Annotated in this window: 11 protein-coding genes; 5 read left to right on the forward strand and 6 right to left on the reverse strand. The window is 60.1% G+C overall.

The genetic code is table 11. From position 1 onward, the window contains the following. The 3 genes from VE934_RS18105 to VE934_RS18115 all read left to right on the forward strand — a co-directional run. The coding region (locus VE934_RS18105) for a YDG domain-containing protein (protein ID WP_324890161.1) at positions 1 to 1136 on the forward strand (1136 nt) is incomplete at its 5' end. Between the two features lie 57 nt (positions 1137 to 1193). Continuing rightward, on the forward strand, positions 1194 to 1517 hold the full coding sequence (locus VE934_RS18110; RefSeq protein ID WP_324890163.1) for a TA system antitoxin ParD family protein: 324 nt from the start codon (positions 1194 to 1196) through the stop codon (positions 1515 to 1517). A gap of 23 nt (positions 1518 to 1540) precedes the next feature. Next, the gene (locus tag VE934_RS18115; RefSeq protein ID WP_324890165.1) at positions 1541 to 2125 is read left to right on the forward strand and encodes an AAA family ATPase; all 585 of its coding nucleotides are present in this window, start codon (positions 1541 to 1543) and stop codon (positions 2123 to 2125) included. Positions 2126 to 2150: 25 nt separating this feature from the next. Here the strand turns inward: VE934_RS18115 and VE934_RS18120 are convergent, their stop codons facing one another. Continuing rightward, the gene (locus tag VE934_RS18120; RefSeq protein WP_324890167.1) at positions 2151 to 3536 is read right to left on the reverse strand and encodes an aminopeptidase P N-terminal domain-containing protein; all 1386 of its coding nucleotides are present in this window, start codon (positions 3534 to 3536) and stop codon (positions 2151 to 2153) included. A gap of 15 nt (positions 3537 to 3551) precedes the next feature. Beyond that, on the reverse strand, positions 3552 to 4244 hold the full coding sequence (gene murU / locus VE934_RS18125; RefSeq protein ID WP_324890169.1) for an N-acetylmuramate alpha-1-phosphate uridylyltransferase MurU: 693 nt from the start codon (positions 4242 to 4244) through the stop codon (positions 3552 to 3554). Positions 4245 to 4528: 284 nt separating this feature from the next. Here murU and tkt point away from each other — a divergent pair, with 284 nt between their 5' ends. Together tkt and gap are read left to right on the forward strand one after the other, a co-directional pair. After that, positions 4529 to 6574 carry a transketolase gene (gene tkt / locus VE934_RS18130; RefSeq protein WP_324890171.1) on the forward strand — a complete coding sequence of 682 codons (2046 nt, stop codon included), beginning with the start codon at positions 4529 to 4531 and terminating at the stop codon, positions 6572 to 6574. 59 nt (positions 6575 to 6633) lie between these two features. Further along, positions 6634 to 7632: a type I glyceraldehyde-3-phosphate dehydrogenase gene (gap, locus tag VE934_RS18135; RefSeq protein WP_324890173.1), complete on the forward strand. Its 999-nt coding sequence runs from the start codon at positions 6634 to 6636 to the stop codon at positions 7630 to 7632. Positions 7633 to 7695: 63 nt separating this feature from the next. Here the strand turns inward: gap and VE934_RS18140 are convergent, their stop codons facing one another. From VE934_RS18140 to VE934_RS18155, 4 genes are all read right to left on the reverse strand, one after another. Beyond that, complete coding sequence (locus VE934_RS18140; RefSeq protein WP_324890175.1) at positions 7696 to 8724, reverse strand: pirin family protein; 1029 nt, start codon at positions 8722 to 8724, stop codon at positions 7696 to 7698. Positions 8725 to 8816: 92 nt separating this feature from the next. Next, complete coding sequence (locus tag VE934_RS18145) at positions 8817 to 9578, reverse strand: ABC transporter permease (protein WP_324890177.1); 762 nt, start codon at positions 9576 to 9578, stop codon at positions 8817 to 8819. Then, positions 9575 to 10543 (reverse strand): ABC transporter ATP-binding protein, encoded by a 969-nt coding sequence (locus VE934_RS18150; RefSeq protein ID WP_324890179.1) that lies wholly within the window; start codon positions 10541 to 10543, stop codon positions 9575 to 9577. The genes VE934_RS18145 and VE934_RS18150 overlap by 4 nt, the downstream gene beginning before the upstream one ends. Positions 10544 to 10721: 178 nt before the next feature. Then, positions 10722 to 11207 carry a DUF1579 domain-containing protein gene (locus tag VE934_RS18155; RefSeq protein ID WP_324890181.1) on the reverse strand — a complete coding sequence of 162 codons (486 nt, stop codon included), beginning with the start codon at positions 11205 to 11207 and terminating at the stop codon, positions 10722 to 10724. Between the last annotated feature and the right edge of the window lie 189 nt (positions 11208 to 11396).

The following is an 11396-nucleotide window of genomic DNA, read 5'->3' on the forward strand; positions in this document are numbered from 1 at the left end:
ACACCAACAACACCACAGCCAGCACCAGCGCCGACATCACCCAACGCGCCCTGACAGTGGCCGCTGCGGGCAGCAACAAAGTCTATGACGGCAACACCACGGCAACCGTCAGCCTGAGCGACAACCGCGTCGCCGGCGACACCCTGACGGCCAGCAGCACGGCGGCGAACTTTGCTGACAAGAACGCAGGCCTGGCCAAAGCGGTCAGCGTTACGGGCATCAGCATCAGCGGCACAGACGCGGCCAACTACACGAACAACACCACCGCCAGCACCAGCGCAGACATCACACGGGCGCCGATTACCAATGTGACCGGCATCACTGCCGATAACAAGGTGATCGACGGAACCACGGCAGCAACGCTGAATACCGGCGGCGCTGGTTACGCGGGCATCATCGCCGGTGATGTGCTCAACGTTGCTTCAGCCACTGGCAACTTTGACACGCCGGCAGTGGGCTCGGCCAAGACTGTTTTCATCTCAGACATCGCGCTTGGGGGCGTTGACGCGGGTAACTACACGGTTGTGAACAACACAGCTACAACGACGGCCGACATCATCAACGTGAGTGCCCAGATTCCGCTACCGCCGCGCAGCACTTTCCAGGCTGCCGGACTGGCCGTCAGGCCAAACATCAGCGCCTCGGGATTAAATGTGGCAGACGCCAATGCCCTGCTTGAAAGCGCCCCCACCGCCTCCGGCGGATGCGAGGCCGCGGTTGCAACCGGTGAAAAGGCCGCTAGTGACTGTGTTTCGGTCACGACGGTTCGCGAGGCTACTGATCAAGAGCGGGGCGTCGTTTCGGTGGCCCTTGCGGGTGCAGTCACAAAGGGCGGGATGGGGTTCCAGTTCTCTCTGCCCGCCGGGTTGCTGGCCTTGGTTGCCGCAAGCGATGCGCCGGTGCAAGCCACCACGCTAGTCGGCAAACCATTGCCCGCGTGGTTACGCTACGACCCCGGTAGCCGGAGTTTTGTAGCGACTGCGGTGCCCGCGGGTGCGCTTCCCTTGCAAATTCTGGTGAATGTCGGTTCACGCTCCGCTGTGGTGACCATCTCCGCCATGCCGGGGGACGCCCAGCCGCAGCGCCGGGTGATCGTGGATCGCTCGCCAGCCAACCGGTCGGGCAAGGCGGGCTGAGCGGCGGGTTGCGAAGAGAGGCAAAATGGCGCAAAATGTGCCAACAAGGAGCCCGCTATGGCCGCACCCAGTAACTTTGCTTCCGTCAAACTTCCCGCCACGCTGGTGCAAGAAGCGCGCGAGGCGGCCCAGCCACTGCGTCGTTCGGCTGCAGGCCAGATTGAATACTGGGCCACGCTGGGTCGGGTGGTTGAGCATTCAGGCCTGACCGCGCAAGAGGCCCAGACCGCTATCGAAGGCTACGAGGCGGCGGCGCGCAAGTCGCAGCAAGCGCGGGCTGTTTCCGACCTCACCAGTCGTTTGCTGGCGGCCGAGGTCAGCGGCTCGCTGGCCCGCCGCGTCCGTGAAGTCGTTGAAGACAACCGCAAACTTGCCAGTTGAGGGCGCAGCCGGTTTTCCATCTGTTGGCCGGCCCCAATGGGGCAGGCAAATCCACCCTGTACCGCGCCCTTGTGCGCGATGAAATCATCAGCGCCGACATGGCGTTTGTGAACGCCGACCTTTTCGAACGCGACCATCTGCAGCACATCACCGACGCTGCGCAACGCTCTGAAGCGGCACGGCACTGGGCCGAGGCCCAACGAGCGGCCAAGCTAGGCAGCGAAGAGTCATTTGTCAGTGAAACGGTTTTCTCCCACGAGTCCAAGCTGGCCCTGATTCAGGATGCCATCGCGCAAGACTTTGTGGTCGCGCTGTATGTTGTTGCGCTTGACGACCCACAGCGCCTCCTTGCCCGCGTGCAACGCCGCATCAGTGAAGGCGGCCATCCCGTGCCGCCAGACAAAATTCTGTCGCGCTACCCTCGCACGCTGACGAACCTTTCGAAGGCCGTTAGCCTGGCGTCGGTGGCCTATCTGTATGAAGCGCGTGAGCTGGAAGAAGGCGGGCCTTACATGGTGGCCATGTGCCAGGGCCCCAAGGTAACGGTGTTTGTTGATCGTTTGCCGCAGTGGACAAAAACGGTGCTGGGCGAAGAAGAGCCGGACTGATAGCCGGCATTGGCAACGCGAAGCATCACCCCCGCATCAGCGCTTCGATCTCATCCGCGTTCACTGGCACGCCGCGCGTCATCAGCTCGCAACCCTTGGCTGTGACCAGCGCGTCGTCTTCAATGCGTATGCCGATGTTCCAGAATTCTTTGGGCACACCCTTGGCCGGCCGCACGTAAATGCCCGGCTCAATGGTGGTCACCATGCCGGGTCGCAGAATGCGTGAGCCCTTGCGCATCACGCTCTGGCCCAGCGCATCTTTTTCTTCACGAGGCTTGCTGCCCGGCTCGGTGTAATCGCCGCAATCGTGCACATCCATACCCATCCAGTGGCCGGTGCGGTGCATGTAAAACTGCCGATAAGCGCCAGATGCCAGCACGTCGTCCACATTGCCGTGTTTGCTTTTCGCCAGCAAGCCGGTGTCCAGCATGCCCTGGACCAATACGCGGGTTGCTGCCTCATGGGGGTCCATGAAGCGCTTGCCGGGCCGGGTCACTCTGACTGCAGCTTCCTGCGCGGCCAGCACGATGTCGTACAAGGTGCGCTGCGCTGGTGTGAACTTGCCGTTGGCCGGGAAGGTGCGCGTGATGTCGCTGGCGTATCCGTCCAGCTCACAACCCGCGTCAATCAGACATAAATCACCCGCCTTAAGCTCGGCATCGCCCGCACGGTAGTGCAGCACGCAGGCATTTGCGCCTGCCGCAACGATGCTGGTGTAAGCCGGCGATTGCGAGCCGTGGCGACGAAACTCATGCAGCAACTCGGCCTCCAGGTGGTACTCGCGCAGCCCGCCCTTGACGCCTGCCCGCAACATGGCTGCCGAGGTTTGCATGGCACGCACATGGGCACCCGCAGAAATTTTGCCGGCGCGGCGCAATATCGCAACCTCATGCGAGTCCTTGACCAAACGCATCTCATCGAGCACCTTGCACAAGTCATGCTGACTTTGCGGGCACTCGGCGCCAAAACGAATGCGTGCACGCACCTTGCTCAGCCAGCCGTCTACCTGCGTCTCCAGCCCCTTGTGGGTTGCGAATGGAAACCACACGGCGTTTTGGCCCGTCAGCAGCGCGGGCATTTTGTCGTCCAGGTCGTCTGAGCTGTAGGCAAGCGCAACGCCCAAAGCAGCCGGTGCCGCTTTTGGGCCGAGGCGGATGCCGTCCCAGATTTCACGCTCGAGATCTTTGGGTCTGCAAAACAGTGTGCTTTTGCCGCTGGCCTCAATGGTGAGCCATGCACCCGGCTCGCTGAAGCCGGTCAGATAATAAAAATAGCTGTCATGCCGGTAGGCATAGTCGCTGTCCCGGTTTCGTGCCACCTCGGGTGCGGTTGGCAGTATGGCCATGCCACCGCCGGCAGCTTTCAGGGCGCGCGCTACTGCAGCGCGCCGCTTCTCATAAATTGTTGTCATGTTCAGAACGCTTTCTCAGCAAGGGGTGTTCAGCTCTGCCAAACGTGCGGGTGTCCCCACGTCGGTCCATGGGCCTGAATATAGCGCCGCAGTGACAAGACCGCTTTGCATGGCCTGCCGCAGCAACGGGGCCAGCGCGGCTTTCTCTCCAGCCGGCGTACTTTCAAAAAGAGCGGGGCGATACAAACCAACGGTGCTGTATGTGAAAAGCTCATCCGCCTTTGAGAGCGCAAGGCCTTCGGCATCGATACCAAAGTCGCCCTTTGGGTTGTGCGGCGGGTTGGGCACCAGATAAATGTGCGCCAGTGCGCCCGAGGCAGCGAAGCGTTGTGCGTCGGCGTTCGGAAATTCAAAACCCGGCATAAACACGTCGCCGGCCACCAGCCAGAACGGCGCATCTGCCATCTGCGGCAAGGCGGTGGCAATGCCGCCCGCGGTTTCAAGTGCGCCACCGTAAAGCGCGCCTTCGTGCGAGTAGCGAATGCGCAATCCATAGACCTGCCCGTCACCCAGCAACGCGGGAAATTGATCTTCCAGCCACGCCGTGTTGATGACGACGTCTGTCACGCTGGCGCGCGCCAGGTTTTCCAGGTGCCAGACGATCAGCGGCTTGCCCTGCACCTGCAGCAAGGGTTTGGGGCATTGGTCCGTCAGTGGTCGCATGCGTTCGCCGCGGCCGGCGGCCAGAATCAGGGCTTGAGTGGTCATAAACGGATGGTTAAGGTCATTTTCTAGACAAAAATCGGGTTTTGCCCAGCATTCATGGGCGAGTGTTGCTATTAATACTATAGCATTTCCTGTTTGCGTAGATGCCAGCACTGGACAGTACATGGGTGCTGAGGGGCAGTCCTTGCACAAGGACTCATTAAAACATTGGCCACCCCCGATCGGGTGACGCTCCCCCAAACCGGGGGAAACCCGTAGCCCCGGTAAAATAGCGGATTAAGCGTTTTTCCCCCCTCGATTTTCTGAACCTCCCGGAGCTCTGCCAGATGGCCACTACTCAATTAATGGCGAATGCCATACGCGCGCTCGCAATGGACGCGGTACAACAGGCCAACTCCGGCCACCCCGGCGCGCCCATGGGCATGGCCGATATGGCGGTGGCACTCTGGGGTGAGCACCTCAAGCACAGTCCGCATAACCCACAGTGGTTCAACCGCGACCGCTTTGTGCTGTCCAATGGCCACGCCTCCATGCTGCTGTATGCGCTGCTGCACCTGACCGGTTATCCCCTCCCCATCAGTGAGCTGAAGAACTTCCGCCAGTTGCACAGTAAAACTCCGGGCCATCCAGAATTCGGCTACACCGCTGGCGTTGAAACCACCACCGGGCCGCTGGGCCAGGGCATCAGCAACGCCGTGGGCATGGCACTGGCTGAAAAGTTGCTCGCCGCCGAGTTCAACCAGGCCGACCACGCCATTGTTGACCACCACACCTATGTCTTCATGGGTGACGGTTGCCTGATGGAAGGCATCAGCCACGAAGCCTGTGCGCTGGCCGGCGCCTGGAAGCTCAACAAGCTCGTTGCGCTGTACGACGACAACGGCATCTCCATTGACGGCCAGGTTGCGCCGTGGTTCATCGACAACACGGCCTTGCGTTTTGCGGCCTACGGCTGGAATGTGATCGGCCCGATTGACGGCCACGACATCCCTGCTGTGTCGCGCGCCCTGGCAGACGCCAAGAACAGCGCCGACAAGCCAACCCTCATCATTTGCAAAACCCACATCGGCAAAGGCTCACCCAACCGCGCCAACACCGCCAAGGCCCACGGCGAGCCATTGGGCGCTGACGAAATCGCACTGACCCGCACAGCGCTGGACTGGGCGCACACGCCCTTTGAGCTGCCCAAAGAGGTTTATGAAGAATGGGACGCCAAAGCCAGGGGCCTTGCGGTCGAAGCAGCGTGGGACGCCAAATTTGCCGCCTACAAAGTGGCTCACCCTGAACTGGCGGCAGAATTTACCCGCCGCATGAAGGGCGACCTGCCCAAGTCCTTCTCGCAACTTGCGGTGGATACCGTGGTTGGCGCGCACACCAAGTCGGAAACCGTTGCCTCGCGCAAAGCTTCGCAAATCGCCCTCGAGTCCTTTACAGCCGGCCTGCCTGAAATGCTGGGCGGCTCTGCGGACTTGACCGGCTCCAACCTGACCAACACCAAGAGCACACCTGCGCTGCGTTTTGATCTGGCTGGCGACGTTGTCATGACGGAAGCAGCTGAAGGCGGCAAGGTCATCGGCCGCCACGTCAACTACGGCGTGCGTGAGTTCGGCATGGCGGCCATCATGAATGGCGTTGCCGTGCATGGCGGCTACATTCCCTACGGCGGCACCTTCCTCACCTTCAGCGACTACAGCCGCAACGCCATCCGCATGGCCGCGCTGATGAAGTTGCGCGTGGTGCACGTCTTCACGCATGACTCCATCGGTCTTGGTGAAGACGGCCCGACACACCAGTCCATCGAACACGCCGCCAGCCTGCGCCTGATCCCCAATCTCGACGTCTGGCGTCCGGGTGATACCGCTGAGACAGCGGTGGCCTGGGCCGTGGCTCTGCAAAACAAAAACAAACCGACAGCCCTGCTGCTCAGCCGCCAGAACCTGCCCTACGCGCCCAAAAGCGACCTGGGTGAAATCAGCAAAGGCGCCTACGTGCTGGCCGAGCCTGCCGAAGTGGGTCTGAACAAAAAAGCGCAAGCCGTCATCATTGCTACCGGCTCCGAAGTGCAGCTGGCGCTGAAGGCGCAAGAGCTGCTTGCTGCAAAAAAGATAGCTGTTCGCGTCGTCTCCATGCCGAGCAACACGACTTTTGACAAACAAAGCGTGGCTTACAAAAGTGCTGTACTGCCCGCCGGTATCCCCCGCATCGCGGTTGAGATGGGCGTCACAGACGGCTGGTGGAAATACGGCTGCGCCGCAGTGGTCGGCATCGACACCTACGGTGAGTCGGCCCCCGCCCCGGTGCTGTTCAAACACTTTGGTTTCACGCCAGAAAACGTGGCCGACACCGTGCGCAAGGTGCTGTCGAAAAAATAAAGGCCGTGGGATCACCAGACCTCGCGGCAACCCGTTTTTAACTTTCAGGAGCAAAGCAGATGACGATCAAACTAGGTATCAACGGCTTCGGCCGCATTGGCCGCAACGTGTTGCGCGCCGCCGTGCAAAACTTCAGCGACATCGAAATCGTTGGCATCAACGACCTGCTGGAGCCGGAATATCTGATGTACATGTTGCAGTACGACTCTGTACATGGCCGCTTCAAGGGCGATGTCTCGGTTGAAGGCAATACCCTCATCGTCAACGGCAAAAAAATCCGCCTGACCCAAGAGCGTGACCCCGCCGCGCTGAAATGGAACGAGGTCGGTGCCGACGTCGTGCTGGAAGCGACGGGCCTTTTCCTGGACAAAGCCTCTGGTGAAAAACACCTAGCCGCGGGCGCCAAAAAAGTCATCTTCTCGGCGCCGTCAAAAGATGACACCCCGATGTTTGTGTTTGGCGTGAACTGCAAAACTTATGCCGGTCAGGCCATCATCAGCAACGCCAGCTGCACCACCAACTGCTTGGCCCCGGTTGCCAAGGTTTTGAATGACAAGTGGGGCATCAAGCGCGGCCTGATGACCACCGTGCACGCTGCCACCGCCACACAAAAAACCGTGGACGGCCCCAGCAACAAGGACTGGCGCGGCGGCCGCGGCATCCTGGAAAACATCATTCCTTCGAGCACCGGCGCAGCCAAAGCTGTGGGCGTGGTGATCCCCGAGCTGAACAAAAAGTTGACCGGCATGTCTTTCCGCGTGCCAACTTCCGATGTGTCGGTGGTTGACCTGACCTGTGAGCTGAACAAGGAAGCGACGCTGAAAGAAATCTGCGCCGAAATGAAAGCGCAAAGCGAAGGCGCGCTCAAGGGCGTGCTGGGCTACACCGAAGACAAAGTAGTTGCCACTGACTTCCGAGGCGATGCCCGCACCTCAATTTTTGACGCCGACGCCAGCATCGCGCTGGACGGCACCTTCGTCAAAATCGTTGCCTGGTATGACAACGAATGGGGCTACTCCAACAAGTGCCTGGAGATGGTCCGCGTCGTCGCCAAGTAATTTGCGGTCATCCAGAAAAAAAGCGCCTTCGGGCGCTTTTTTATTGCCTGCGCGTACACCGGCCTACGCTGGCTGCTCTTCCCGCCCATTCGGGTGTTTGGCAAATCGCTGCGGCTCGCGCCCGTGCACCGGTGCTTCGCTCTCAAACGGCCAACCGCCAAACTGCGTGCGTTGGTAGTCGGACATGGTCTGCGCAATTTCGGCCTGGGTGTTCATCACAAACGGCCCGTACTGCACCACGGGCTCTCCAATGGGTCGGCCCTGCAGCATCAGCATTTCCGCGTCGTCGCTGCCCGTGTTGACCAGTTCGACCGCTTCGCTGGCGAGCAGTTCAATAGCCGCGTGGCTGTCCACGGCCTGACCTGCAAGGCTGATACCTGTGCCTTTGAAAAAGTAGACATTGCGCCGGGTGTCTTTTCCCGCGGCGGCGGGCAAGGTCCAGCGCGCGCCCGGTGCCATGCGTATCGTCCAGATCGCCACATCGGCCTCGGGCTGTGCAGCCCATGAATCGGGTGGAGGTGACAACGGTTTCGTCGCCTCGCTGAGCCGCCCAGCAACCACCGCAACCTCGGTCGTGAGGCCTGCAGCATCGGTAAACACCTGCCGCGGAATGTCTTGCGACCAGAGCATGGTGAAGTGCGGCTCAACCATCTTGTTGCGGGCTGGCAGATTGAGCCAGATCTGAAACAGCTCCAGCGGGTTGGGTGCGGCGCTGTCGAGCAGCGGAAACATCTCCGAGTGCACCACACCTTTGCCCGCGGTCAGCCATTGCACATCGCCCTGACCAAAACGTGCAGTGGCGCCAAGGGAGTCGGAGTGGTCAATCAAACCCTTGCGCACAACCGTTACCGTTTCAAAGCCGCGGTGGGGATGAGATGGAAAGCCTGGCACGCTGCTGCCGTGGTACATGCTCCAGCCGTCCTTGCGGCTGAAGTCCTGCCCGATGGCGCGGCCCGCCAGTGAGGCGTTGGGACCCATCTGTTCGTTGCTCTGAGGATAAGCGTCGTCGTGGTACGCGCAAAACAAAAATGGATCAACAGTCTCCCAGGGGAATCCGAGGGGCTTGATCTGCAGAATGGGGCTGACGGACATGGGCGGGCCTTTCAGGCGTGGGGCTGGTCAATCACAACAGATTACGGGCCCGCGCGAGTTTTCAAGTGCAGCGCCACGCTGGGCGCAACACGTCAGGCTTTCAGCTTCCAGCCAGTACGGAAAATCCACCACACAGCCGTCAGGCACAAGCCCAAAAATCCCACGATGGCCGCAACGCTGATGCCCACATTGACGTCGGCCACGCCGTAAAAGCTCCAGCGGAATCCGCTGATCAGGTACACCACGGGGTTAAACAGGGCTATTTTTTGCCACAGCGGCGGCAGCATGTTGATGGAGTAAAACGCGCCGCCCAAAAAGGTTAGCGGTGTCACCACCATCAGAGGCACGATTTGCAGCTTCTGGAAGTTGTCTGCCCAGAGCCCGATGATGAAGCCGAACAGACTGAAGGTCACAGCTGTCAGTAGCAGGAAGCACAGCATCCAGAACGGATGCGCGATCTCGTACGGAACAAAAATGCGCGCTGTCGCCAAAATCAACAAGCCCAGCATGACTGACTTGCTGGCCGCTGCGCCCACGTAGCCCATGACAACTTCAATGGTTGACACCGGGGCCGACAGCAGCTCATAAATCGTCCCTGACCATTTGGGCATGTAGATACCAAACGCCGCATTGGAAATGCTCTCGTTCAGCAGCGACAACATGATCAGCCCGGGGATAATGAAGGCGCCGTAGCTGATGCCATCAATATCACCCATGCGTGAGCCGATGGCTGCACCAAACACCACAAAATACAGCGAAGTCGATAACACCGGCGCAGCGATGGACTGGGTCAGTGTGCGAAAGGTGCGCGCCATTTCAAAACGGTAAATAGCGCGGATGGCGTTCCAGTTCATGCGGCCTCCTTCGGGGCGGCATTCGCGGCGCTGCCTTCAGGTTTGCCTGCATGCACCAGGCTGACAAAGATTTCTTCCAGTGAGCTCTCGCTCGAGTGCAGGTCCTTGAAGTCGATGCCTGCTTCCGCCAGACGCTTGAGAAGCTCCGCGATGCCGGTTTCTTCCTGCTGGGTGTCAAAGGTGTAGACCAGTGTGTGGCCGCCCTCCGCCAACTCCAGAGGCAGCCCGGCCAGCACGGCAGGAATACTCGTCAGCGGTGCGCGCAATTGCAGCGTCAGTTGTTTTTTGCCCAGCTTGCGCATCAGCACGTCCTTGTCTTCCACCACAATCAGTTCGCCCTTGCTGATGACGCCGATGCGGTCTGCCATTTCTTCGGCTTCTTCAATGTAGTGCGTGGTCAGGATGATGGTGACGCCGCTGTTGCGCAACGTGCGCACCATTTCCCACATGCCCTGACGCAGCTCAACATCCACGCCGGCCGTCGGTTCATCCAGAAACAGGATTTGCGGCTCGTGTGCCAGCGCCTTGGCAATCAGCACACGGCGTTTCATGCCGCCTGACAGCGCCATGATCTTGCTGTCCTTCTTGTCCCACAGGGACAAATCGCGCAGTACTTTTTCGATGTGCGCGGGATTGGCCGGCTTGCCAAACAAACCGCGGCTGAAGCTCACGGTAGACCACACGCTTTCAAACGCGTCGGTGGACGGTTCCTGAGGTACCAGGCCAATCTTGGCGCGGGCGGCGCGGTAGTCTTTCACAATGTCGTGACCATCTGCTGTGACGCTGCCCGAGCTGGGCGTGACAATGCCGCACACAATGTTGATCAGCGTTGTCTTGCCCGCGCCGTTGGGCCCCAGCAGCGCGAAGATTTCGCCCTTCTGGATGTCCAGACTGACCGAGCGCAGGGCGTGAAACCCCGAGGCATAGGTTTTACTAAGCTGTTGAATGGAAATAATGGCTGGCAAGTCGATGGTCCAGTTGGTCGGGGATTGTGCGGAGGCAGAGCGCCGCCACGTCGAAGTGCGCAACTTTAACTGGATCGCGGGAAAGTTGCTTGGCCCTACAGCAGGCTTGGCTTGTGGCTCTTGTGGCATGGATCCCGGATCGAGTCCGGGATGACAGCCAAAGACGTTGGAGGGGGATCTACACCCGCCGATAGGTCGCCGTCATAAAGCGCTTCCAGCTTCCGTCCGGCTGCAGGGTTTGAGAGTGCAGTGTCCTCTCATCCTTGCTTTTGATCGTGATCACGTCCTGGTAGCGCGCTGTCGTTCCATCGCCGGTGAAGCTCGGGCCTTCGGTATCCAGGGTCAGCACCTTCTTCGCGGCGTCAAGCTGGCCTTCATAAAAAAACATGCCGGGCATCATGGAGCCGGCCCAGCTGCCAACAAACTTCTTGTTGGCAATGTCATAACCCAGTGTCATCAGCATGTAGCCGGTGTCTTCGCTGCCGGGCATCTCGCCCTCGCCTTCACACACCACAAAAAAGCCGCCCATTGCGCGCACGTGTTCCTTGGCCCTGGTGCGGCTGGCGGGCTGGCCGGGGCCCATGTCGCACTCGCCTTCCATCGTCCAGTCGCCCAGCATCTGCTGTAGCCATGCGTGTTCCTGTTGGGGTTTCGCGTCGATCATGAATAGTTTCCTTGGGTTGTTTATGAGAGTTCCGGCTGTTTACAGGTAGCCGGTTATGGCGGGCGGGTTGGCCCAATCGTCGGATCTGAATCAGCAGTGCTTCGGGAACTAGGCCGATTCGGTCATGACCATCCACGCCACACCAAACTTGTCGCGCAGCATGCCGAATGATGAGGTCCAGAAGGTTTT

Source organism: Polaromonas sp. (genome assembly GCF_035638815.1).
Classification (GTDB): Bacteria; Pseudomonadota; Gammaproteobacteria; order Burkholderiales; family Burkholderiaceae_C; genus Polaromonas.

Excerpts from the sequence above, each read along its gene's own strand:
- VE934_RS18110 (WP_324890163.1), top strand. The coding sequence starts at position 1,194 with ATGGCCGCACCCAGTAACTTTGCTTCCGTCAAACTTCCCGCCACGCTG.
- VE934_RS18120 (WP_324890167.1), bottom strand. The coding sequence starts at position 3,536 with ATGACAACAATTTATGAGAAGCGGCGCGCTGCAGTAGCGCGCGCCCTG.
- murU (WP_324890169.1), bottom strand. The coding sequence starts at position 4,244 with ATGACCACTCAAGCCCTGATTCTGGCCGCCGGCCGCGGCGAACGCATG.
- tkt (WP_324890171.1), top strand. The coding sequence starts at position 4,529 with ATGGCCACTACTCAATTAATGGCGAATGCCATACGCGCGCTCGCAATG.
- gap (WP_324890173.1), top strand. The coding sequence starts at position 6,634 with ATGACGATCAAACTAGGTATCAACGGCTTCGGCCGCATTGGCCGCAAC.
- VE934_RS18140 (WP_324890175.1), bottom strand. The coding sequence starts at position 8,724 with ATGTCCGTCAGCCCCATTCTGCAGATCAAGCCCCTCGGATTCCCCTGG.
- VE934_RS18145 (WP_324890177.1), bottom strand. The coding sequence starts at position 9,578 with ATGAACTGGAACGCCATCCGCGCTATTTACCGTTTTGAAATGGCGCGC.
- VE934_RS18155 (WP_324890181.1), bottom strand. The coding sequence starts at position 11,207 with ATGATCGACGCGAAACCCCAACAGGAACACGCATGGCTACAGCAGATG.